Source organism: Stenotrophomonas lacuserhaii, from assembly GCF_014836545.1.
In the GTDB taxonomy this organism is placed as follows: Bacteria; Pseudomonadota; Gammaproteobacteria; order Xanthomonadales; family Xanthomonadaceae; genus Stenotrophomonas; species Stenotrophomonas lacuserhaii.
Genome location: NZ_JACSQS010000003.1, coordinates 87,079 through 109,017 on the forward strand (window position 1 = coordinate 87,079; position 21,939 = coordinate 109,017).

At 66.2% G+C, this 21,939-nt stretch carries 22 protein-coding genes; 9 read left to right on the top strand and 13 right to left on the bottom strand.

Annotation, left to right across the window (positions count from 1 at the left end):
* Positions 1-5 precede the first annotated feature (5 nt).
* From H9654_RS04590 to H9654_RS04610, 5 genes are all read right to left on the bottom strand, one after another.
* A complete protein-coding gene (locus H9654_RS04590; protein ID WP_191769393.1) occupies positions 6-677 on the bottom strand; it encodes a DUF484 family protein in 672 nt (223 codons plus the stop codon).
* Entirely contained in the window at positions 674-1,486 is an 813-nt protein-coding gene (gene dapF, locus H9654_RS04595) for a diaminopimelate epimerase (RefSeq protein ID WP_225211891.1), read from the bottom strand. Before dapF ends, H9654_RS04590 begins: the two co-directional genes overlap by 4 nt.
* A gap of 73 nt (positions 1,487-1,559) precedes the next feature.
* Positions 1,560-1,838 (bottom strand): LPS translocon maturation chaperone LptM, encoded by a 279-nt coding sequence (lptM, locus tag H9654_RS04600; protein ID WP_191769397.1) that lies wholly within the window; start codon positions 1,836-1,838, stop codon positions 1,560-1,562.
* Between the two features lie 65 nt (positions 1,839-1,903).
* On the bottom strand, positions 1,904-2,329 hold the full coding sequence (locus tag H9654_RS04605) for a YbaN family protein (RefSeq protein WP_191769399.1): 426 nt from the start codon (positions 2,327-2,329) through the stop codon (positions 1,904-1,906).
* 120 nt (positions 2,330-2,449) lie between these two features.
* The gene (locus H9654_RS04610) at positions 2,450-4,561 is read right to left on the bottom strand and encodes a S9 family peptidase (RefSeq protein ID WP_191769401.1); all 2,112 of its coding nucleotides are present in this window, start codon (positions 4,559-4,561) and stop codon (positions 2,450-2,452) included.
* A gap of 101 nt (positions 4,562-4,662) precedes the next feature.
* Between H9654_RS04610 and H9654_RS04615 the strand changes: the two genes are divergently transcribed.
* Positions 4,663-5,865, top strand: a complete 1,203-nt coding sequence (locus H9654_RS04615) for a pyridoxal phosphate-dependent aminotransferase (protein ID WP_406833454.1) — start codon at positions 4,663-4,665, stop codon at positions 5,863-5,865.
* A gap of 96 nt (positions 5,866-5,961) precedes the next feature.
* Here H9654_RS04615 and H9654_RS04620 read toward each other — a convergent pair whose 3' ends face one another.
* Positions 5,962-8,064: a prolyl oligopeptidase family serine peptidase gene (locus H9654_RS04620; protein ID WP_191769404.1), complete on the bottom strand. Its 2,103-nt coding sequence runs from the start codon at positions 8,062-8,064 to the stop codon at positions 5,962-5,964.
* Positions 8,065-8,133: 69 nt separating this feature from the next.
* The gene (locus tag H9654_RS04625) at positions 8,134-8,412 is read right to left on the bottom strand and encodes a hypothetical protein (RefSeq protein ID WP_191769406.1); all 279 of its coding nucleotides are present in this window, start codon (positions 8,410-8,412) and stop codon (positions 8,134-8,136) included.
* Between the two features lie 218 nt (positions 8,413-8,630).
* Here H9654_RS04625 and H9654_RS04630 point away from each other — a divergent pair, with 218 nt between their 5' ends.
* The gene (locus H9654_RS04630; RefSeq protein WP_372487476.1) at positions 8,631-9,179 is read left to right on the top strand and encodes a lipocalin family protein; all 549 of its coding nucleotides are present in this window, start codon (positions 8,631-8,633) and stop codon (positions 9,177-9,179) included.
* 38 nt (positions 9,180-9,217) lie between these two features.
* On the opposite strand, the gene H9654_RS04635 is transcribed toward H9654_RS04630, so the two are convergent.
* The 3 genes from H9654_RS04635 to H9654_RS04645 form a co-directional block, all read right to left on the bottom strand.
* Complete coding sequence (locus H9654_RS04635) at positions 9,218-9,907, bottom strand: methionine ABC transporter permease (protein WP_101098882.1); 690 nt, start codon at positions 9,905-9,907, stop codon at positions 9,218-9,220.
* The gene (locus H9654_RS04640) at positions 9,904-10,911 is read right to left on the bottom strand and encodes a methionine ABC transporter ATP-binding protein (protein WP_101098881.1); all 1,008 of its coding nucleotides are present in this window, start codon (positions 10,909-10,911) and stop codon (positions 9,904-9,906) included. The genes H9654_RS04635 and H9654_RS04640 overlap by 4 nt, the downstream gene beginning before the upstream one ends.
* A 359-nt stretch (positions 10,912-11,270) precedes the next feature.
* Entirely contained in the window at positions 11,271-12,167 is an 897-nt protein-coding gene (locus H9654_RS04645; protein ID WP_182657351.1) for a DMT family transporter, read from the bottom strand.
* Between the two features lie 80 nt (positions 12,168-12,247).
* On the opposite strand from H9654_RS04645, the gene H9654_RS04650 reads away from it, so the two are divergent.
* The 4 genes from H9654_RS04650 to H9654_RS17975 all read left to right on the top strand — a co-directional run bounded on the left by H9654_RS04650 (position 12,248) and on the right by H9654_RS17975 (position 15,126).
* Entirely contained in the window at positions 12,248-12,730 is a 483-nt protein-coding gene (locus H9654_RS04650; protein ID WP_057508881.1) for a YajQ family cyclic di-GMP-binding protein, read from the top strand.
* Between the two features lie 34 nt (positions 12,731-12,764).
* On the top strand, positions 12,765-13,346 hold the full coding sequence (locus H9654_RS04655; protein ID WP_191769408.1) for a DUF1415 domain-containing protein: 582 nt from the start codon (positions 12,765-12,767) through the stop codon (positions 13,344-13,346).
* Entirely contained in the window at positions 13,343-14,146 is an 804-nt protein-coding gene (locus tag H9654_RS04660) for an SDR family oxidoreductase (RefSeq protein WP_191769410.1), read from the top strand. The genes H9654_RS04655 and H9654_RS04660 overlap by 4 nt, the downstream gene beginning before the upstream one ends.
* 677 nt (positions 14,147-14,823) lie before the next feature.
* A complete protein-coding gene (locus tag H9654_RS17975) occupies positions 14,824-15,126 on the top strand; it encodes an ankyrin repeat domain-containing protein (protein ID WP_191769412.1) in 303 nt (100 codons plus the stop codon).
* Between the two features lie 166 nt (positions 15,127-15,292).
* Here H9654_RS17975 and H9654_RS04670 read toward each other — a convergent pair whose 3' ends face one another.
* Both H9654_RS04670 and H9654_RS04675 read right to left on the bottom strand, forming a co-directional pair.
* Positions 15,293-17,332, bottom strand: coding sequence for a M3 family metallopeptidase (locus H9654_RS04670; RefSeq protein ID WP_191769414.1), 2,040 nt, complete (start codon positions 17,330-17,332; stop codon positions 15,293-15,295).
* Between the two features lie 78 nt (positions 17,333-17,410).
* A complete protein-coding gene (locus H9654_RS04675; RefSeq protein WP_191769416.1) occupies positions 17,411-18,520 on the bottom strand; it encodes a PLP-dependent cysteine synthase family protein in 1,110 nt (369 codons plus the stop codon).
* Positions 18,521-18,639: 119 nt separating this feature from the next.
* Between H9654_RS04675 and gloA the strand changes: the two genes are divergently transcribed.
* Complete coding sequence (gene gloA, locus H9654_RS04680; protein WP_191769418.1) at positions 18,640-19,158, top strand: lactoylglutathione lyase; 519 nt, start codon at positions 18,640-18,642, stop codon at positions 19,156-19,158.
* 96 nt (positions 19,159-19,254) lie between these two features.
* Complete coding sequence (locus tag H9654_RS04685) at positions 19,255-19,683, top strand: VOC family protein (protein WP_191769420.1); 429 nt, start codon at positions 19,255-19,257, stop codon at positions 19,681-19,683.
* A 69-nt stretch (positions 19,684-19,752) separates the two neighbouring features.
* Here H9654_RS04685 and H9654_RS04690 read toward each other — a convergent pair whose 3' ends face one another.
* Positions 19,753-20,184 (bottom strand): CBS domain-containing protein, encoded by a 432-nt coding sequence (locus H9654_RS04690; RefSeq protein ID WP_101098874.1) that lies wholly within the window; start codon positions 20,182-20,184, stop codon positions 19,753-19,755.
* Positions 20,185-20,675: 491 nt separating this feature from the next.
* Between H9654_RS04690 and H9654_RS04695 the strand changes: the two genes are divergently transcribed.
* Positions 20,676-21,797 (top strand): NADH:flavin oxidoreductase/NADH oxidase, encoded by a 1,122-nt coding sequence (locus tag H9654_RS04695; RefSeq protein WP_191769422.1) that lies wholly within the window; start codon positions 20,676-20,678, stop codon positions 21,795-21,797.
* Positions 21,798-21,939 lie beyond the last annotated feature (142 nt).

Sequence of the window (21,939 nt, forward strand, 5' to 3'; positions counted from 1 at the left end):
GGCGATCAGCCGAACCGCTTCAAGGCCACGACCAGCGATTCGCCCATCATGCGCAGGAACAGCGTGCCCATGCCCGGGTAGAACCGGTTGGGATCGTGGCTGCCGACGGCGATCAGGCCGACGCCGGGAAGCGGCAACAGCGCCGTGGTCTGGATCTCCTCGGCACGTGCGCCATACAGCACCGCATTCTTCTCCGGCTGCAGGCGGCCGCAGATCGGCTCGCCGTCCTTCAGGCAATCGCGGAACGGGCCCATCAGCGGATTGTCGGCAGCCAGTACCTGCAGCCACGGCGCCTGCTCCAGGCCGGGCACCGGCACGTGCACGACCAGCCGTACCAGATCGCCATCGAAATCTTCTTCCAGCGTCGCGGCCATCGCGCGCAGCGTATCGGCTGCGCTGTCCTGCTTCATCAACGCCAGCGTCAGCTGGTGGGTACGCACGGCCAGCCGCTCGTTCACCTGCGCGGTGTGGCCCAGGTCCGCCAGTCGACGCGACAGCTCGCGGTTCTTGTCACGCAGCACGTCCAGCTGATAGCTGGCCAGCGACGCGGTGGGGCCGTCATCGCGCGGCACCACCAGGGTCAGGGCAAGGTCCGGGAACTGTTTCAGGAAGCCCGGATGCCGCCGCAACCAGGCGGCAACCTCGTGGCCGGCGAGCTTTTCCGTACTGTCACTCATGCATTCCACTCCCCTTCGAAGACGAATGCGCTGGGTCCGGACATCAGCACTGGCTGGCCTTCACCGGCCCACTGGATGCGCAGCTCACCTCCTGGCAGGCTGATCCGTGCATCGGGGCCCAGGCGACCACGCCGCATCAGCGAAACCGCCGCAGCGCAGGCGCCGCTGCCACAGGCCAAGGTCTCGCCGACACCACGTTCGTACACCCGCAGGCGCGCATGGTCGGGCTCCAGCACCTGGGCAAAGCCCACGTTGACCGATTCCGGGAACGAGGCATGCTGCTGCAGCGAGGCGCCCAGGCGTTCCACCGGTGCGGCATCGACCAGGCCGACTTCGATCACTGCATGCGGATTGCCCATCGACACCGCACCGAAGCGGACGGTCTCGCCCTGGAGGGGCAGCAGGTATTCATCGCGCGGGCGCGCGAAGCCGATCAGCGGAATCTGCGCCGGTTCAAACACCGGCACGCCCATTTCCACCGAAAAACGATCCTCGCCCAGCGTACGCACCGAATGCGTGGCCAGCGGGCTGTCGATGGCGAACTCACGATCTCCGGTATCGCCATTGCGGACCAGCCAGGCGGCCACGCAGCGTGCGCCGTTGCCGCACTGCTGAGAGCTGCTGCCGTCCGAATTCCATATCCGGTAGGACGCCACCGACATGGGCGCCCGCGGTGGCTCGATGGTGATGATCTGATCGCAGCCTACGCCGGTGTGCCGGTCGGCCAGCCGCGCGGCCAGCTGCGGCGAAGGCGGCGCGGTGCCGTCGCGCAGGTCGATCATGACGAAATCATTGCCTGCGCCGTGCATCTTGCTGAAACGCAGCGGGGTGCCGCGCGGTGTCTGACGGCCAGCGGCCGCCGCTACCGCATCCTGTGCTGCCTCACTCATTGTTGTCGCCGGCGCCATCGTCGATCTGCGGCGTCACCGGGTCCGGAACGGTGCTGGGATTGCCCGCACCGGTGTCCTGGGTAGCAGGCGGGGTGGCTTGCTCCTGCGTGGCATCATCGGCGGCGGGGACGTCGACCGGCTCGGCGACTTCTTCCACCGGCACCGGCTTCTGCGGCATGACCAGCGGACCCTTGTTGCCACAGGCGCTGAGGAACAGCAGCGCGGACGCTGCCAGCGGAATCAGGATGAGGGTTCGGCGGGGATTGTTCATGCCCCGAGTGTAGCGCCGAGCCCTGCCCTTCGTCGCCCACCGCGCCTGCTCCGCCGCGGATGGATTCACGCTCCAGCAGGGGGTAGCGGACGCATCCACAGCCACCCGCACACCACCATCATGCTGCCGATGGAGAACCCCTTGACCCAGGCCACCGGCACGCACCAGAGCATGATGCCGGCACAGACCGCCATGGTCAGCGTGGCCATCCATTTGCCACGGCGGCTGACCGCCCCGTGCGCCTGCCAGTTGCCGATCGCCGGGCCGAATCGCGGGTGGCCGAGCAGCCAGCCGTGCAGCCGTTCGGAACCGCGCGACGCCGCCCAGGCCGAAATCAGGATGAACACGGTAGTGGGCAGGCCCGGCACGAAGATACCGACGATGCCGGTGCCCAGGCTGGCATAGGCCAGCAACCACCACGCCCATTTGAAGCGCGCCCGGCGCGCAGGCGCCGGGGCGTCAGGATCAGCAGGACGGTCAGGCGTGTTCATGCCACCAAGGATACGGTAGTGATGGCCGCTGGCCGTCAAACCGGGTTGGCCGCTGGCCCTCGCCTTGGGTGGGTGAGGGCCGTTGGTCGTCACCCACCAGCGGCCGTCACTACCGGGCAATCAGGGGCCCGGAACGCCCAGCTGGTCCAGCACGAACGCATACGATTCGGCCAGTTCCTGGTAACGCTGGAAGCGCCCGGACTTGCCACCGTGGCCGGCTTCCATGTTGGTGCGGAACACGATCGGATGGGTACCGGTATTGTCATCGCGCAGCTTGGCCACCCACTTGGCGGGCTCCCAGTACTGCACCTGCGAATCCCACAGGCCGGTGCCCACGAACAGCGCCGGGTAGGCCTGCCTGGCCACGTTGTCGTACGGTGAGTACTTCAGCATGTAGTCGTAGAACGGCTTCTGCTCCGGGTTGCCCCACTCGTCGTACTCGTTGGTGGTCAGCGGGATGGTCGGGTCGAGCATGGTGGTCACCACGTCGACGAACGGCACCTGCGCCACCATCACCCGATAGTCCTGCGGCGCCTGGTTGGCCACCGCGCCCATCAGCAGGCCACCGGCACTGCCACCGGACGCCGCGACGCGATCCTTGGCGGCCCAGCCCTGCTGCACCAGCCCACGGGTGACGTCGATGAAGTCGTTGAAGGTGTTCTGTTTGTTCAGCAGCTTGCCGTCTTCATACCAGTCGCGCCCCATCTCCTGGCCGCCACGGATGTGCGCGATGGCATACACCACGCCACGGTCGAGCAGGCTCACCGCGGTCTGGTTGAAATAGGGGTCCATCGACATACCGTAGCTGCCGTAGGCGTACTGGAACAACGCGGCGGTCCCGTCCTTCTTGAAGCCCTTGCGGTACACCAGGGAGACCGGCACCTTCACGCCATCGCGCGCGGTGATCCACACACGGTCGGTTTCATACTTCGACGCGTCATAGCCGATCACCGGCTGCTGCTTCAGTTGTCGGCGCTCGCCGCTCTGCGTGTTGATCTCGAACACCGTGGTCGGGGTGGTCATCGAGGTGTACGCGTAGCGCAGCCACGGCGTATCGGCTTCGGTGTTGTCATCCAGGCCCATCGAGTACGCCGGCTCATCGGCCTTCACGTAATCGGTGCGACCGTCCTTGAACAGCAGGCGGATGCGCTCCAGGCCTTCGGAACGTTCGGCAATGGCGGTGAACGCATCGAACAGTTCGAAGCCTTCGATGTACACCGCCGGATCGTGCGCGATCCAGTCCTTCCACTGCGCGCGCGAAGTCGCCTCGGTCGGCGCGGTGACCAGCTTGAAGTTCTTGGCCCCGTCGTTGGTACGGATCACCCAGCGACCATCGAAGTGGTCCGCATCGTATTCCACTTCGCGGTGGCGCGGCGCCAGCACGGTGAAGGTGGTCGGATCGCTGGCCGGCGCATAGCGCTCTTCGGAGGTCACCGTGCTGTGCAGGCCGATGGTGATGAAGCGGTCGTCGCGGGTGCGGCCGATGCCCATGTAGAAGCTGTCGTCCTGCTCTTCGTACACCACCACGTCGCTGCTGGCCGGGGTGCCCAGCACGTGCTTCTTCACCCGCACCGTCAACAGGGTTTCCGGATCGTTCTCCACGTACAGCACGGTGCGGTTGTCATCGGCCCACACCAGGTTGCCGGACGAACCGGTGATGGTGTCCGGCAGCACCTCACCGGTGCGCAGGTCCTTGAAGCGGATGACGTACTGGCGACGGCCCACGTCATCGTCGGCCCAGGCCAGCAGCTGGTTGTCCTGGCTGACTTCCATCGTGCCGACGCTGAAGTAGCCCTTGCCGGCCGCCATCTGGTTGACGTCCAGCAGGATCTCTTCGGCCGCCTGCATGTCGCCCTTGCGGCGCGCATGGATGGGATAGTCCTGGCCGGTCTCGAAACGGCTGTAGTACCAGTAGCCACGCTCCCGCGCCGGCACACTGGAATCGTCCTGCTTGATGCGCGCGACGATCTCCTTGTACAGGGTCTCCTGCAGCGGCTTCAGTGGTGCCACCACCTGGTCGGTGTAGGCGTTCTCGGCCTGCAGGTAGGCCAGCATCGCCTTGTCTTCGCGCTTGTCGTCGCGCATCCAGTAGTAGTCGTCGTTGCGGCTGGCACCGAACGGGGCCTTGACCACGTGCGGGCGCTTTTCGGCGTCCGGCGCGACGGGCGGGGGGGCGGCGTGGGTGGTGGTGGTCATCAGGCTCGCAAGCAACAGGCAGAGGGTGGACTTCACGAAGTAAGGCTCCTGGGACGGGATTGCAACGGCTTCCTTGAACCGCCAGTCTGGGCGTACGCGTGGCAGTGGACAAGCCTGCCGTTGGTCACCGGCGTACCATGGGCGGCATGAGCCCCCTGCATGACGACAAGCGACCGGCCTACAGCCGGCGCAGCCACGATATCGCCCCCTTCCACGTGATGTCCCTGCTGGCGCGTGCGCAGGCGCTGGAACAGGCCGGCCACGATGTGATCCATCTGGAAATCGGCGAGCCGGACTTCACCACCGCCGCACCGGTGGTGCGTGCCGGGCAGGCCGCGCTGGCCGCCGGCCACACCCGCTATACCGCCGCGCGCGGCCTGCCTGCGCTGCGCGAAGCGATCGCCGGTTTCTACCGCCGCCAATACCAGCTGGATATCGATCCGCAGCGTATCCTGATCACCCCGGGCGGTTCCGGCGCGCTGCTGCTGGCCAGCAGCCTGCTGGTGGACCCGGGCAGGCAGTGGCTGCTGGCGGACCCGGGTTATCCGTGCAACCGGCATTTCCTGCGTCTGGTGGAAGGCGGCGCGCAGCTGGTGCCGGTCAACGCCGGCACGGCTTACCAGCTCACTCCAGACCTGGTGGCCACGCACTGGAACGAACACAGTGTCGGGGCGCTGCTGGCCTCGCCCGCCAACCCCACCGGCACGGTGTTGTCGGCACCGGAGCTGGCGGCGCTGTCGCAGGCGCTGCACGCACGGGGTGGGCACATGGTGGTCGATGAGATCTACCACGGCCTGACCTACGGCATGGACGCGGCCAGCGTGCTGCAGGTCGACGACTCGGCCTTCGTGCTGAACAGCTTCTCCAAATACTTCGGCATGACCGGCTGGCGACTGGGCTGGCTGGTGGCACCGCCGGCCGCAGTGCCGGAACTGGAGAAGCTGGCCCAGAATCTGTACATCAGCGCCTCCAGCATCGCCCAGCACGCCGCGCTGGCGTGCTTCGAGGACGAAGCGATGGCGATCTTCGAACAGCGCCGCGAAGCATTCCGGCAGCGGCGTGATTTCCTGCTGCCGGCGCTGCGCGAACTCGGTTTCCGTATCGAGCTGGAACCGCAGGGCGCGTTCTACCTGTACGCGGATGTCAGTGCATTCACCGACGACGCACAGGCGTTCTGCGCGCACTTCCTGGAAACCGAGCACGTGGCCTTCACCCCCGGCCTGGATTTCGGCTTCCACCGGGCCAACCAGCACGTGCGGCTGGCCTATACGCAGGAAATCACACGCCTGCAGGAAGCGGTGGAACGGATCGCACGCGGGCTGCGCACGCTGCCCCGGTAGTGAAGGCCGCTGGCCGTCGACCAGAGGCTTCATGACGGCCAGCGGCCGTCACTACCGAAAGAAAAACGCCGCCCGGAGGCGGCGTCTTTCATACCGTCATTTACCGCCCAGGCGCTCCCACAGGAAGCTGTAGGCCAATGCGGACATGTGCGCGGCCTGCGCATTGTTCGCCGCACCGCCATGACCGCCTTCGATGTTCTCGTAGTAGGTCACGTCCTTGCCGGCGTCGATCATCTTCGCCGCCATCTTGCGCGCGTGGCCCGGATGCACGCGGTCATCGCGGGTGGAGGTGGTGAACAGCACCGGCGGGTACGCTTTCTTCGCATCGAACAGGTGGTACGGCGAGAAGGTCTTGATGTACTCCCAATCGGCCGTATCCGGGTTGCCGTATTCGGCCATCCACGAGGCACCGGCCAACAGATGGCTGTAGCGCTTCATGTCCAGCAGCGGCACCTGCACCACCACCGCACCGAACAGCTCCGGGTACTGGGTCAGCATGTTGCCGGTCAGCAGGCCGCCATTGCTGCCGCCCTGCACGCCCAGGTGCTTGGCCGAGGTGATCTTCCGCGCGACGAGATCGCGCGCGACTGCGGCCATGTCCTCATACGCCTTGTGGCGGTTCTGCTTCAGCGCGGCCTGGTGCCAGCGCGGCCCATACTCGCCGCCGCCACGGATGTTGGCGACCACGTACACCCCGCCCTTTTCCAGCCAGGCACGGCCCATGCCGCCTGAATAATTCGGGGTCAGCGAGATCTCGAAACCACCATAGCCGTACAGCAGGGTCGGGTTCGAACCATCGCGCGGCATGTCCTTGGCGTGCACCACGAAGTACGGCACGCGGGTGCCGTCCTTGCTGGTGGCGAAGTGCTGTTCGATGACCTTGCCTTCGGCATCGAAGAACGCCGGCATGGTCTTCAGCACTTCCGGCTTGCTGCCGATCTCGGCCAGCGCCAAGGTGGTCGGGGTCAGGTAATCGGTGGCGGTCACCCACACCGCGTTGCTGTCGTTGCTGTCCACCGCGCCGACACCCAGCGTGCCGAATGCCGGCGCACCGACGAACTCACTGCGGGTCCAGCCGTTGGCGCCGGGGGTCAGCACGCTGAGTCGGTTCTTGACGTCGTCCAGCACGTTCAGCACCACGTGGTCCTTCGTCCACACCGCACCGGCCAGCGAGGTGGTGTCGGTCGGGGCGAACAGCACGTCGAAATCGCGCTTGCCGGCGAGGAAGTCCTCCAGCCTGGCCGCCAGCAGCGAGCCGGCCGCGTAGGTCTTGCCACCCACCGTCCACGGCTCGCGCAGCTCCAGGCTCAGCCACTGCTTGTGCAGGCCCTTTTCAGCCGAGTTCGGCGCGTCGATCTTGCTCAGCTTGCCATCGTCGGCGCGCAGGTACAGCTCGTTGTTGTAGAAGGCCAGCGTGCGGCTGACCAGGTTGCGCTCGAAGCCCGGGGTGTCATCGTGCAGCGCCGCGATGTACATGTCATCCGGCTTGCCTTCATACACCACCTGCGCCGAAGCCAGCGGCGTGCCGCGCTTCCACAGCTTGGCTACCCGTGGGTAACCGGAGGTGGTCATCGAGCCATCGCCGAAATCGGTATAGACGAACACGCTGTCACGGTCGACCCAGCCCAGCCCGCCCTTGGATTCGGGCCGGAAGAAGCCATCGGTGACCCAGCTGCGGCTTGCCAGGTCGAACTCACGGGTGACATCGGCATCGGCGCCGCCACGCGACAGCGCGATCAGGCAACGGTCGTACTCCGGCCGCAGGCATTCCACGCCGTGCCACACCCAGTTCTCGCCTTCGGCCTTGTTCATCGCATCCAGGTCGATCACCGTTTCCCACTGCGGCGACGCCTTGCGGTACTCGGCCAGGGTGGTGCGGCGCCACAGCCCGCGTTCGTGCTGCTTGTCTTTCCAGAAGTTGTAGTAGTACTCGCCGATCTTCTCCACGCCGGGAATCTTGGCGTCCGAATCGAGCACTTCACGGATGCTTGCTTCCATCCGGGCAAAGGCCGGCGACTGCGCAAGACGGGCTTCGGCCTTGGCATTCTGCTCTTTCACCCATGCCAGCGGCTTGTCACCGGCAACCTCTTCCAGCCAGGCGTACTGATCGTTCTGTTCAGTTTCAGCGGCCACGGCGGTCCCCACCGAGGCAGCGGTCATCATGCCGGCCAGCAGGCAGGCGGAAGCGAGTCGTGACATTGCGGTTCCAGGCGGTCATAAGCTGCAGAACGCTATCACAGGGCCTGCGCCCTGCCCCCGTGTCGAAGGTCAGGCCGTACGGACCGCGCGCGTTCCCCGCCGCCGCGCCTGCACACGCCGGCGTTGCCAACGCGGCAGGGGGAAGCGCAGCAGCGACCACCAGGCCACCAGCGGCATGCCCAGCAGCCACAGCGGCATCCAGCCAAGCCAGCCGGTGCTGCCGCGCGCGGCCGGCCATACCAGCACCATCGCCAGCCCGGCCAGCGCGGCGTGCCTGACGCATCGCAGCAGGCGCGGGTCCGGAGCGGTGTCCGGCGAAGGAGAGCGGGCAGGATGACGTGGGCGCATGGAGGTCTCCGAAGGCGAAAAAGGGTTTCGAGTCGCCACCTTGCCCCTGTCGTTTCTCACCAGCTGCGACATCTCACGGTCAGACACCATTGACGAATCCCTCGCGCGCATTCGACCATGCTTGCGCAAGCCCTCCTGGAGCCCGCTTTCCCATGCCGTCGATCCGCCCGTTGTGTGCTGTCCTGCTGACCACCCTGATCGTCGGGCCGGGTTGTGCGATGTTCCGTTCCAGCGCGTCCAGCGCGCCGGAGCCGGTGGCCGTGGCCGATCAGGACGATCGGGGGGCGCCGATCAACCTGCAGCGCTTCATGGGCACCTGGTATGTGATCGGCCGCGTGCCGAATTTCATCGAACGCGGCCACGTAGCCAGCGTCAATGAGTACACCCTGCGCGAGCCGCAGAAGATTGGCATCACGTATCGCTATCGCGATGGCTTCAGTGAACCGCTGCAGGAAATCCAGGCGCGCGCCTCGGTCGACGAAGACAGCGGCAACCACGACTGGCGCACCTGGTTCTACCGCGTGGTCCCGACCCATTCGCGCGTGCTGGAAGTGGCACCGGATTATTCGTGGGCGCTGGTCGGCTATCCCGGCCGTGAGATGGCGTGGATCTTCGCGCGCAAGCCCGAAATGGAAAACGGTCTGTACAAGAAGCTGGCCGAACGCCTGCGCGACGAGTACGGGGTAAACACCGACAAGCTCAAGCGGGTGCCGCAGCAGCGCAGCCAGGTCGACAAACTCGGCTACGAAGTGCCCAACCAGCGCTGAGCGTGGGCCACCGCGCCGGGCACGACCCGGCGCTGGGGTCATTTCCGGCTGTAGTGCGCGACCAACCTGTCGCCCAGCATCTGCAGCAGCTGCACCAGCACCAGCAGCAGCACCACGGTGACCAGCGCCACGTCGGTATGCGAGCGCTGGTAACCATCGCGGAATGCGAGATCACCCAAGCCACCGGACCCGATCGCACCGCCCATCGCAGTGAAACCGATCAGTGCCACGGTGGTCACCGTCGCGCCGGCGATCAGGCCGGGGCGGGCTTCGGGCAACAACACGCGGCTCACCAGCTGCCAGGTGGTGGCCCCCATCGCCTGAGTGGCCTCGATCACCCCGCGGTCCACTTCGCGCAGCGCCGTCTCCACCAGCCGCGCGTAGAACGGCGCTGCCCCGATGACCAGCGGTACGATGGCACCACGCACACCCAGCGAGGTGCCCATGAGCCCCAACGTGACCGGAATCAGCACGATCATCAGGATGATGAAAGGCACCGAACGCAGCAGGTTCACCACCAGCGCCAGCGCGCCGTAGGCAACCGGCCTGCGCCGCAGTTGTGGTGAGCCGAACAGGTACAGCAGCACCCCGAGCGGCAGGCCGATGGCCAGGGTCAGCGGCAGCGACCCGGCCAGCATCAGCAGCGTGTCGACGGTGGCCTGGCCGATATCGGCCCATTTGCCGGCGTCCAGGTGGCGGAAGAAGCCGCCATTGCTTGCGAAGATCATCGGCGCAATTCCTCTACGTGCACGCCGGCAGCGGCGAATGCCTGTTGCGCGGCAGCCTGGTCGCCGCCGACCAGCGACACGATCAGCTGCCCGTACGGGGTGTCCTTGATGCGGTCGATGCGGCCTGACAGGATGTTGTAATCCACGCCGGTCTGGCGGGCGACGCTGCCCAGCAGCGGTTGGTAGGTGTCAGCACCCAGGAACGTCAGCCGCACGATGGTGCCGCCAACGGTATCGAAATCACCGTGCAGCGTGCCCTCGTCGATGTGCTCGGATTCGCTGACGAAACGGCGCGTGGTCGGATGCTGCGGATGCAGGAACACATCGGTGACCGGCCCCATCTCCACCAGTTCACCGGCATCAAGCACTGCCACGCGGTCGCAGACCCGACGGATCACATCCATTTCGTGGGTGATCAGCACGATGGTCAGGCCCAGTTCCCGGTTGATCTTCGACAGCAGCCCAAGCACCGAGGCGGTAGTCTGCGGATCCAGTGCACTGGTGGCCTCATCGCACAGCAGGATCCGTGGGCCGGTGGCCAGCGCGCGGGCGATGCCGACCCGCTGCTTCTGCCCACCGGACAGCTGTGCCGGGTACTTGTCCGCATGCGCCTGCAGGCCGACGGTCTGCAGCAGTTCGGCCACCCGGGCGTCGATCTGCGCGCGTGGCGTGCCGGCCAGCTCCAGCGGGAAGCCGACGTTGGACGCCACCGTGCGCGAGGACAGCAGGTTGAAGTGCTGGAAGATCATCCCGATGCGCCGACGCAGCGCACGCAGGCCGGCTGCATCCAGGGCGGTGACGTCTTCCCCTTCGATGAGCAGGCGGCCGCCGCTGGGCTCCTCCAGCCGGTTGATCATGCGGATCAGGGTCGATTTGCCCGCGCCGGAGTGGCCGATGATGCCGAACACTTCGCCGGACTCGACGGTCAGGTCCAGGGGCTGCAGCGCGCTGACGGCGCGGCCGGCCACGGCATAGGATTTGTGCAGGCGCTGGAACTCGATCACGGCAGCAGCTCACCGGATGGGCGTTGGAGGGGGGGCGTGCAGCCTACCAGCGCGGACGGTCTTGCGCCTATGCCGGTGAGACGAATGATATTCCGGATGGTTCTAAGCCACGTGACAGGCCTCGCGCGCGGCGGACTGTCGCCTTCGCCATGGCCAGTCCCAACCCGGCCCCGCCCGCCGCCCGAGGAACCAGTGGAGGCGCAGGCTGCGCAATGGGACGTGACGCAATTCCGACAAGCGCTGGCTATTGGCGTGGGTTGCGAACCGCGCAAACGGGCCCAGCTGGCCGACATGATCGGCGACGGTGACGCCGTGGGGCATGGCCATGACGAACCAGGCGGGCCCAATGCCCACCGGCCTCAAGGGTGATCCAGCGGCTTCGGTGGCTGCTGGCGGTTCACCCGCTCACGGTGCAGCAGGTACAGGCCCGATGCCACGATGATGGCTGCGCCACTCCAGGTCCACGCATCAGGCAACTGCTGCCAGAACAGCAGATCCCAGCCGATCACCCAGACCAGCCCGGTGTACTCCAGTGGCGCGATCATTGACGCTTCGCCCAGCTGGAAGGCCCGGGTCAGCGCGATCTGTCCCAGTGCGCCGGCCAGCCCCATGCCCGCCACCAGCGGCGCATCGGCCAACTGCATCGGCACCCACTCCGGCCAGGCCAGTGCACCGGCCCCGATCCCCATGATCACCAGGAACCACACCACCATCGACTGCGAGGTATCGGTGCGGGTCAACAGGCTGACGGTGATGGCGGCCACCGCATACGCCGTGGCGGCCACCAGCACCATCAGCCCGGGGATGGAAATGAACCCGTCCACGCCGGGCCGCAGCACCACGATGACCCCGAGCAGGCCGATGCCGATGGCCACCCAGCGCCGCGGCCCGACACGCTCGCCCAGCAGCGGCACCGACAGCGCGGCGATGATCAGCGGGGCGACGAAATAGATGCTGTAGGCGGTTGAAAGCGGCAGGTCGCGCAGCGCGAAGACGAAGCAGCCGATCATCACCATGCCCAGCACGCCGCGCAGCAGGTGCAGGCCCCAGCGCTTTGGAATCAAGGAACGCGGCCCGGCACTGGCCAGCACCCAGACCAGCACGAACGGCAGCGAGGCGGCGCCGCGCAGGAAGGTCACCTGCAGCGAAGGATATCCAGCCGCCAGCTGCTTCATGCCTGCGTCCATCAGCGAGAAACAGGCGACAGCGGCAACCATCCAGATGACGGCGCGCGAAGGGGAGGCGGGGGCGTTCATGGCCCATTATCGCCCCTGCCACGCCGACCTTCCAAGGCGGGTTGGGTAGAATGGGGGGCACTGAATCCAGGAGTTTCCCCATGCCCTCTTTCGACGTCGTCTCCGAAGTGGACAAGCACGAGCTGGTCAATGCGGTCGACCAGGCCAACCGTGAACTGACCACGCGCTTTGATTTCAAGGGCGTGGCCGCGAAGTTCGAGCTGGAAGACAGCGTGATCTCGCAGAGCGCTCCCAGCGAGTTCCAGCTGCAGCAGATGACCGACATCCTGCGCGCCCGGATGGCCGCCCGCCAGATCGATACCAAGAGCCTGGAATTCGGCGAGGTGGAAACCAACGTCGCCGGCGCGCGGCAGAAGATCACCGTCAAGCAGGGGATCGAGCAGAAGATCGCCAAGAAGATTGCCGCCACGCTGAAGGAAGCCAAGCTGAAGGTGGAAAGCCAGATCAACGGCGACAAGCTGCGGGTGAGCGGCAAAAAGCGCGATGACCTGCAGGACGCGATGGCCCTGCTGCGCAAGAACGACTTCGAACTACCGCTGCAGTTCGACAACTTCCGCGACTGATCGCCGACTTCCCCGCCAGCCTGCCGAGCCCGCCATGACCGATTCCGTTGTTACCTCCGAAGGGCCGCCCGCCGAAGACCCTGTTGCCGCCACCCGCCTGTGGCTGGAGCGCATCGTCATCGGCTTGAACCTGTGCCCCTTCGCCAAGGCGGTCTATGTCAAGGAACAGGTGCGCTATGTGCTCAGCGATGCCACCACGCCCGAAGCGCTGGTGGAGCAGTTGGCGGAAGAACTGGTGCTGCTGCGCGATGCGTCGCCCGAGCAGATCGACACGACCCTGATCATCCATCCGGACGTGCTGACCGACTTCCTGGACTACAACGATTTCCTCGACAACGCCGACGCGGCGATCGAAGCATTGGATCTGCAGGGGATCCTGCAGGTGGCCAGCTTCCACCCGCAGTACCAGTTCGAAGGCGTTGCGCCGGACGACGCCAGCAACTACACCAACCGCGCGCCCTACCCGATCCTGCACCTGCTGCGCGAAGACAGCGTGGCACGTGCGGTGGACGCCTTCCCGGACCCGGATGTGATCGTGGAACGCAACATCCAGACCCTGGACCGCATCGGCGTGGAGGGCTGGTGGCGGCGCCTGCGCGGACAGGACCTGTCATGAGCATCGTGCCGGCCGTATCCGCGTGGCCCAGCGCGCCGCTGGCGGGCAAGGTGGTGCTGGTGACCGGGGGGGCCAACGGCATCGGCCGCGGCATCGCGCAGGCGGTGCTGGGTGCGGGCGGCCAAGTGATGATCGGCGACCTCGACGTGGGCGCAGGCAAGGCCTGCCTGGCCGAATGGGATCGCCCTGCCGACGCCGCCTTCCGCAAGCTGGACATCACCGCCGAAGCCAGCGCGCGCGGCTTCGTCGCGGCCGCGCTGAAGCGCTTCGGCCGCATCGACGGGCTGGTCAACAATGCGGGGATTGCCGGTGCGCACGGCACCGCGCTGGCCGACATGGAGTGGAGCGAATGGCAACGTCGCCTGTCCTCGCTGCACGGCGCCTTCCTGTGCAGCAAGCACGCACTGCCTGCATTGGCGGCACACGGTGGTGGCGCGATCCTCAACATCGCCTCGACGCGCGCGCAGCAGTCCGAACCGAACAGCGAAGCCTATGCCGCCGCGAAGGGCGGGCTGGTCGCCTTCACCCACGCGTTGGCACTCAGCGCCGGGCCCGCGGTGCGGGTGAACAGCATCAGCCCTGGATGGGTCGCGACCGGTGCCTGGCAGGCGCCGGCGCGGCGGCGTACACCGTCGCTGTCCAAGGCCGATCACGCGCAGCACCCGGTGGGCCGTGTCGGCCAGCCCGACGACATCGGCGCGCTGGCGGTGTTCCTGCTGTCGGACATGGCGGGTTTCATCACCGGCCAGGACCACATCGTCGACGGCGGCATGACCCGCAAGATGATCTACGTCGACTGAAAAAGGGAGGGGAGGGGCTCAAGTCGCCACTGCCGCGTATCGCGACCTGACTCGCACACGCTCCTTTTCTGGAAGCGACGGACGGCGGTCGGCGCCATCGTGAAAGGTGCAAGGGAAGGCCGCGCGGTGATGTCCACCAGCGCGCACCGTAAAGGGATGTCCGATGCAGAGCTGATGAATAGTCCGTGCTGACCACCAACCCCAACGTCTCCACCATTCCGCCCGCCCCCGGCGCTGCCGTCGCAGGCGGACTTACGCCGCTCTCGACCCGGGCTCTTGCGGGATCGCGCCCGATTGCCGTGGTGCCTGCAGTCGTCCGCAATATGGATCTGCCACCACCTGCGGCGCGCGGCAGCGCATCCTCCGCGGTAAACATCGAACGGGCAACCCAGTCCACGCCCGTGGCACTGGTCGACCCTCGAGCCCACTCCCCGAGCCTGGCCACGCCCTTCTTGAGCGTCCTGCGGCCTGCGGGTGGGAATACCCAGTGTCTGCAAGACGGCCGTGAATCCTCGGCGCCGGTCGAGCCTCTGTTCGTGGGTACCGCACCTACATGCGCCCGCCCCCGCCCGGTGGCAGTGGTGTCTCCAACCGTCCGCAGTCCGGAGCCCTCCCCACCGGCGCGGCACAGTGACGCGGCGGCCCGCGGAGCAGATACTACGCAGAGCACGCGAAGCATGGCCGCCGCAGAGGTCGCCCGCCAGGCTGCCAGCTCCGGCGACCGCGACCTGCTTGAATCAAGCCTGGTGCAGGGCGCAGGTGTAGACGAGAGGGGACCGGCAGGCACTACCCTGCTTATGGTGGCAGCGTCTGCGGGCCACGAAAACATCGTGGAACTATTGCTTGAACGCGGTGCGGATCCACATGCGACGTGCACGCACGGCAGTACCGCCTTGAGTTATGCCTGGAATTATCAGCAGGAGGGCGTAAAGGCTGCGCTGGAAACAGCACTACGCAGCGGCCCCGCTTCCTCTTCATAGGAAATAGTGGGCTATCGAGGGCTCGCAAACGCCAGCAGGCATTTGCAGGCCTGCCGGCGTCCTTGCTTCTTCTACGGCATTGCACTTTGCAGTGCGCCGTCCACGCACGTTGCTTGGCCTTGTGCAGCCGCCAGCCACGCATCGGCGGAGAAGTGCGCCACGGAGGTCAGCCTGACACCGCCATCCCTGAGTGCCGCAGCAGCGCGTCGATACTCGGCGCGCGGCCGCGGAAAGCCTGGAAGTTTTCCGCGGCACTGCGGCTGCCACCGCGCCCGATGATCTCATCGCGGAACCGCGCGCCGGTCGCCGCAGTGGCATCCGGCGCCTCCTCGAAGGCCGCATAGGCGTCCGCACTCAGCACTTCAGCCCACTTGTAGCTGTAATACCCGGCCGCATAGCCACCGGCGAAGATATGGCTGAACTGGTGCGGGAAGCGATTCCATTCCGGCGGATGGTTCACCGCCACCTCCTCGCGCACACGCTCCAGCAAGGCCAGCACGCTGTCCTGCTGCGGTTCGAACTGGCTGTGCAGCAGCATGTCGAACAAGCCGAATTCCAGCTGTCGTACCGTGGCCATGCCACTGTGGAAATTGCGCGCCGCCAGCATTTTCTCGTACAGCGCACGCGGCAACGGTTCGCCGGTTTCCACGTGCGCGGTCATGCCCTGCAGGTGGCTCCACTCCCAGCAGAAGTTTTCCATGAACTGGCTGGGCAGCTCCACCGCATCCCACTCCACGCCGTTGATGCCTGCCACGCCCAGTTCGCCGATACGCGTCAGCAGCTGGTGCAGGCCGTGGCCCATTTCGTGGAACAGCGTGGTGACCTCGTTGTGGCTGAAGGTCGCCGGCATGCCATCGGCACCGCGGCCGAAGTTGCAGACCAGGTAGACCAGCGGCGTCTGCACGCTGCCGTCTGCGCGCACGCGACGGTTGCGGCAGTCGTCCATCCACGCGCCGCCGCGCTTGCCTTCGCGTGCATACAGGTCCAGGTAGAACTGCCCCACCAGCGCTCCCTGCGCATCTTCCAGGCGGAAGAAGCGGACGTCGTCATGCCACACCGGCGCGCTGTCCGGCTGCACCCGCAAGCCGTACAACTGCTCGATAACGGCAAACAATCCGCCCAGCACCTTGGGTTCGGTGAAGTACTGTTTTACATCCTGCTCGGAGTAGCTGTAGCGCGCCTGTTTCAAGCGGTCCGCAGCGAATGCCAGATCCCAGGCGTGCAGGTGGTCCAGGCCCAGCGTGTCACGCGCGAACTGCTCCAGTTCCACGCGATCCTGGCGGGCGAAGGGCTTGGCACGCGCCGCCAGGTCGCGCAGGAACGCCAGCACCTCGGCCGGGTCCTGCGCCATCTTGGTGGCGATGGAATAGTCCGCATAAGAGGCCAAGCCAAGCAGTCCAGCCAGCTCCGCGCGCAATGCAAGGATGCGGTCGATGTTGCCGCTGTTGTCCAGTGAGCCCTCCCCAAATTCCGAGGCGCGCTGCGCACTGGCGCGATACAGGGTCTCGCGCAGGTCGCGGTCTTCGGCATAGGTCTGCACTGGCAGGTAGCACGGCATCTGCAGGGTCAGTTTCCAACCGTGCTTGCCGTCCTTTTCGGCGGCTGCGCGCGCAGCGGCCCGGACATCCTGCGGCAGGCCCGCCAGGCGCGCTTCGTCCTGGACGAACAACGACCAGGCGTCGGTCGCGTCGAGCACATTCTGCGAGAACCTGGCCGCCAGCGCGGACAGTTCTTCCTTGATGGCGGTGAAGCGCGCTTTGTCGGCGCCATCGAGTCCCGCGCCCCCCAGGCGGAAATCCCTCAGGGTGTTGTCCAGCACCTTGCGCCGCGGCGCATCTAAGCCGGTGGCGCCGGCGCTGGACGCCAGCGTCTGGTACTGACGGAACAGTGCCACGTTCTGGCCCAGTGCGGTGCCGAAGTTGGTGATCCGCGGCAGGTTCTGGTTGTAGGCTTCACGCAGCGCCGGCGTGTTCATCACCGCCTGCAGGTGACCGACCTGGCCCCAGGCCCGCCAGAGTCGCTCGGTGGCATCGTCGAGCGGGACCACGAAGGATTCCCATGACACCGGCTGCACCCGCTCGGCGGCGGCGACGGCGGCTTCCGCCTCGGCCAGCAGCACGTCCAGCGCCGGTCCAATGTGCTCAGGCCGGATCTCGGCGAAACGCGGCAGGCCGGAGAAATCAAGCAACGGGTTGGTGGCGGTCATAGGGGCTCCAGTAGCGGGTGCCACGCGCGGTGGCATGCTGCTGGATATGGCGCCGCGCCGCCGGGATGGCAAGGGGGGTCAGATCGTTTCCAGGCTGCTCACCGGCAGCGCCGGCAAGGTGCCCCCTGCCAGTACCGCTGCAAGCACTTCATCGGCGCCCACCACGTCGATCCCCATCCGTTCATACCAGGAAGGATCGTAATAGCTGTGCGCGTAGCGCTCGCCGCTGTCACACAGGATGGTGACGATGCTGCCACCGCGACCTGCCTCACGCATCCACTGCGCGGCCTGCAGTACGCCGATGAAATTGGTGCCGGTGGAACCGCCGACACGGCGCCCCAGGCGGCGGCTGACCTGGCGCATTGCCGCCAGCGCAAGCGCATCGGGCACCTTCACCATGGCGTCCACGCTGGTCGGGATGAAGCTGGGCTCCACCCGCGGACGGCCGATGCCTTCCACCCGTGAACCGCCTTCGCAGGTCAGTTGCCGCCATGGCTCACCGGCCAGCGCGGCGCGGTAGCCGTCATAGAACACCGACACTTCAGGATCCGCGCAGAGGATGCGGGTGTCATGCCGACGGTAGCTGACGTAGCGCCCCAGCGTGGCCGCGGTACCGCCGGTGCCTGGGCTGCAGACGATCCATTCCGGAATGGGATGCGGCTCTTCGGCCATCTGTTTGAAGATGGATTCGGCGATGTTGTTGTTGGCCCGCCAGTCAGTGGCCCGCTCGGCGAAGGTGAACTGGTCCATGAAGTGGCCGCCGGTCTCGCGCGCCAGCTGCTCGGAGGCGGCATTCAGGCCGCACGCGCTCTGCACCAGATGACAGCGGCCGCCGTGGAACTCGATCGCGGCGATTTTCTCCGGCGAGGTGCTGGCCGGCATCACCGCGATGAAGGGCAGGCCGAGCAGGCGCGCGAAATACGCTTCGGATACCGCCGTCGAACCACTGGAGGCTTCGATCACCGGCCGTCCCGCGCGCAGCCAGCCGTTGGCCAGCGCGTACAGGAACAGCGAACGCGCGAGGCGGTGCTTGAGGCTGCCGGTGGGATGGCTGGACTCGTCCTTGAAGTACACCTCGATGCCGTCGAACCCGGGCAGGTCCATCGGAATCAGGTGGGTATCGGCCGAACGGTTGAAATCGGCCTCGATCTTGCGGATGGCGGCAGCCACCCATTCACGCTGCGACATGGCGGAATCGTTGTCCGTGGTGGAACGGTGCGGTGGACGCATTCTACGCCGGACCGTCATCCGCCGGCCGGTAGAATGGGACATCGCGCCATTCCGGGCGCCGCCATTGAAGGATCCACATGACCCTTGCCGAACTGCAGACCGTTCCGGGCGTCGCTGCCCAGCCGCCGGCGGAAACCGCCGGCTTCGTTTTCAACCACACCATGCTGCGGGTGAAGGACGCCACCGCCTCGCTGGATTTCTACACCCGTGTGCTGGGCTACCAGCTGATCGACAAGCGCGACTTTGCCGAGGCCCGGTTCAGTCTGTACTTCCTGGCGCTGCTGCCGGCAGGCACACCGGTGCCTGAGTCGGACGCCGAGCGCCGCCTGTGGATGGCAGGCATGCCGGGGGTGCTGGAACTGACCCACAACCATGGCACCGAAGCGCAGGACGGCCCGGTGTACCACGATGGCAACAGCGATCCGCGCGGCTTCGGCCACATCTGCGTGTCCGTGCCGGACATCCAGTCGGCCTGCAAGCGCTTCGACGACCTGCAGGTGCCCTACCAGAAGCGCCTGGAAGACGGCCGCATGAAGCACCTGGCCTTCATCAAGGACCCGGACGGCTACTGGGTAGAGATCATCTCCAACGGCTGACGGAAAAAAGGGGACGGAGGGGATTAAGTCATTTCTGGCACAATCGGGCCGCAAGCGACTTAATCCCCTCCGTCCCCTTTTTCATGGAGCGTGAGCATGGAAACCAACGAGCTGCATCGCGGGCGATTGATCGACCACATCCAGCTGATCGTGCGCGATCTTGCCGCCAGCCGACGCTTTTACCAAGCAGTATTCGACACCATCGGCATCCCCATCGCCGGCGAAGGCGAGGACTACTTCTGGGCCGATGAGCTGTTCATTTCCAGCGCGGACAGTGACGCCGCCGCCGGCCAACTGACCGGCCGCCACCATCTGGCCTTCCAGTCACGCGACCGTGCCACCGTGGAGGCGTTCCACAAGGCAGCCCTTGCCGCCGGCGGCAAGGACAATGGCGCGCCGGGCGAACGGCCCTATCATCCCGGCTATTACGCCGCGTTCGTGCTGGACCCGGATGGCAACAACATTGAAGTGGTCCATCACGGTGAAGCGCGGTACAGCGCCGATTCGGTGAAGGTCACCTTCTGACGGTCTCGACGGCCTGAAACGAAGAAGCCGGGCGCTGCCCGGCTTCCCATGTCGCGATGTGCCGAGGGGTCAGTGCGCGGCCAGGTAGATGTCCTGCAGCACGGCCTTTTCCAGCTCCAGCTCGCCCAGCAGGTTCTTGACGATATCGCCGAGGCTGAGGATGCCGACCAGCGTCGCGCCTTCGGTCACCATCAGGTGGCGGCGTCGCGAATACGTCATCAGGGACATTGCCTGCTTGAGCGTGGCCTCCGGCGCGATGCCTTCCAGGCCCGTCGACGGTACGCTGGAAATCACCCGGCGGCCGGCCTGCGGACCGTCATCGGCCAGGCTGCGCACGATGTCCTTCTCGGAAATGATGCCGACCGGGGCACCGTCTTTGGTCACCACCAGGGCAGCGATCTTGTTCGCGCTCATCTTGTGCGCGGCAGCACCGATCGTATCCTCGGAATCGATGGTGATGACAGCTTCTTTCTTGGATTGCAGCAGCTCGCGGACGTTCATTCTTGTTTCCTGTTGCAGGTCACTGATTCGAAAAATGTGCTCTGCCGATGCGCCCCCTCCCCGGGGACCGACCTTCCAGCGCACGTCTGGTGCAGCGCGAACGGGGCAGGTTCAATCGCTCAATCCCACCCCGGCGGGTTCGATTCTACGACTGCGACCATCGGTCACTACCGGCATCGATGACACAGTGCATCGTGGAACCAACCAACAGTCCAGAGAATGGCACTGCCGTAGAAACCGCTGCTGAACACAGCCTACGAAGTGCGCTCAAGATGCGTCGCCCTCTGCCGAGATGCGGACAGAACACCGGAGTTGTGTCCCAGTTGCAATCCGGCGTCTGTCATGACACACGCCGCGCACCCTGTTTGGACGCTGCACCCATGGCATGCAGCGTCCTGCCGCAGCGTGGTGGTTTCAGCCTGCGCCGCCCCCCATGGTTAGGGCAGTCCACGACGCCACGCGTCGCGCTCCCCTCCTCCACGGATGTCCCCATGTCCCACCTGTTCTCCCCGTTCCAGCTGAAAGGCGTGACCCTGCGCAACCGCATCGCGGTACCGCCGATGTGCCAGTACAGCGCCACCGATGGCGTGCCCAACGCCTGGCACCTGGCGCACTACACCGGACTGGCCCGCGGCGGTGCTGGCCTGGTCATCGTGGAAGCCACCGGCGTATCGCCGGAAGGCCGCATCACTCCCGGCTGCCTGGGCCTGTGGAACCAGGCGCAGGCTGACGCACTTGCCCCGATTGCCGCCGCCATCGCCAAGACCGGTGCGGTACCGGGCATCCAGATCGGCCATGCTGGCCGCAAGGCCAGTGCCAACCTGCCGTGGGAAGGTGACGACCATATCGCCGATGACGAGGCGCGCGGCTGGCCGACTCTGGCGCCATCGCCGATTGCCTTCGGCGGCGGTCTGTCCAAGCTGCCGCAGGAAATGACGGTCGAGGACATCAAGCGCGTGCAGGCTGACTTCGTCTCCGCCGCCGAACGCGCGCGCGATGCCGGGTTCAAATGGCTGGAACTGCACTTCGCACACGGTTACCTGGCGCAGAGTTTCTTCTCCGCCCATAGCAACCAGCGCGATGACACCTATGGCCGGAGCTTCGACAATCGCGCCCGGTTCCTGCTGGAAACGGTCGCCGCGGTACGCGCGGTATGGCCGGCCGAGCTGCCGTTGACCGCGCGCATGGGCGTCATTGAATACGATGGGCGCGATGAAGAAACCCTGGCCGAATCCATCGAACTGGTCCGCCAGATGCGCGACCGTGGGCTGGACCTGCTCAACGTCAGCATCAACTTCGTCATCCCGACCGGCGTCGTGCCGTGGGGTACTCCGTCGTTCCTGGCGCCGATTGCCCAGCGCGTGCGCGATGAAGCCGGCATCGCGGTGGCGGTTGGCTGGTGCGTGGATGGCGCTGAAGCAGCCGAAACCATCGTGCAGGAGCAGCAGAGCGACCTGGTGATGATCGGCCGCGCGCACTTGGCCAACCCGCATTACCCGTACCAGCTGGCGCAGGAACTGGGGGTTGAAAGCCCGGCCTGGACCACCCTGCCGGCGCCGTACGCGCACTGGCTGGCGCGCTACCGCGGGCCGGGCCGCGCTTCGGCGCAGTAAGCAGGAGGTTTGAGGTCAACGTCAACGTCAAAAGCTGCAGGGCTGTTGCGTTGGCGGGGCGGGGTGGGTTCGTGGGAATCGCCGCAAGTACGTCCATGTAGGCTCGCCATCCGCATCCATGCGGGTGAGCGTTCCCACGAAC

Coding starts and splice junctions, on each gene's coding strand:
- H9654_RS04630 (WP_372487476.1), top strand. CDS start 8,631: ATGTTCCGTTCCAGCGCGTCCAGCGCGCCGGAGCCGGTGGCCGTGGCC.
- H9654_RS04620 (WP_191769404.1), bottom strand. CDS start 8,064: ATGTCACGACTCGCTTCCGCCTGCCTGCTGGCCGGCATGATGACCGCT.
- H9654_RS04650 (WP_057508881.1), top strand. CDS start 12,248: ATGCCCTCTTTCGACGTCGTCTCCGAAGTGGACAAGCACGAGCTGGTC.
- H9654_RS04695 (WP_191769422.1), top strand. CDS start 20,676: ATGTCCCACCTGTTCTCCCCGTTCCAGCTGAAAGGCGTGACCCTGCGC.
- H9654_RS17975 (WP_191769412.1), top strand. CDS start 14,824: ATGGCCGCCGCAGAGGTCGCCCGCCAGGCTGCCAGCTCCGGCGACCGC.
- H9654_RS04655 (WP_191769408.1), top strand. CDS start 12,765: ATGACCGATTCCGTTGTTACCTCCGAAGGGCCGCCCGCCGAAGACCCT.
- H9654_RS04685 (WP_191769420.1), top strand. CDS start 19,255: ATGGAAACCAACGAGCTGCATCGCGGGCGATTGATCGACCACATCCAG.
- dapF (WP_225211891.1), bottom strand. CDS start 1,486: ATGCACGGCGCAGGCAATGATTTCGTCATGATCGACCTGCGCGACGGC.
- H9654_RS04670 (WP_191769414.1), bottom strand. CDS start 17,332: ATGACCGCCACCAACCCGTTGCTTGATTTCTCCGGCCTGCCGCGTTTC.
- H9654_RS04590 (WP_191769393.1), bottom strand. CDS start 677: ATGAGTGACAGTACGGAAAAGCTCGCCGGCCACGAGGTTGCCGCCTGG.
- H9654_RS04605 (WP_191769399.1), bottom strand. CDS start 2,329: ATGAACACGCCTGACCGTCCTGCTGATCCTGACGCCCCGGCGCCTGCG.
- H9654_RS04690 (WP_101098874.1), bottom strand. CDS start 20,184: ATGAACGTCCGCGAGCTGCTGCAATCCAAGAAAGAAGCTGTCATCACC.
- H9654_RS04635 (WP_101098882.1), bottom strand. CDS start 9,907: ATGATCTTCGCAAGCAATGGCGGCTTCTTCCGCCACCTGGACGCCGGC.
- lptM (WP_191769397.1), bottom strand. CDS start 1,838: ATGAACAATCCCCGCCGAACCCTCATCCTGATTCCGCTGGCAGCGTCC.
- H9654_RS04675 (WP_191769416.1), bottom strand. CDS start 18,520: ATGTCGCAGCGTGAATGGGTGGCTGCCGCCATCCGCAAGATCGAGGCC.
- H9654_RS04615 (WP_406833454.1), top strand. CDS start 4,663: ATGGGCGGCATGAGCCCCCTGCATGACGACAAGCGACCGGCCTACAGC.
- gloA (WP_191769418.1), top strand. CDS start 18,640: ATGACCCTTGCCGAACTGCAGACCGTTCCGGGCGTCGCTGCCCAGCCG.
- H9654_RS04645 (WP_182657351.1), bottom strand. CDS start 12,167: ATGAACGCCCCCGCCTCCCCTTCGCGCGCCGTCATCTGGATGGTTGCC.
- H9654_RS04625 (WP_191769406.1), bottom strand. CDS start 8,412: ATGCGCCCACGTCATCCTGCCCGCTCTCCTTCGCCGGACACCGCTCCG.
- H9654_RS04660 (WP_191769410.1), top strand. CDS start 13,343: ATGAGCATCGTGCCGGCCGTATCCGCGTGGCCCAGCGCGCCGCTGGCG.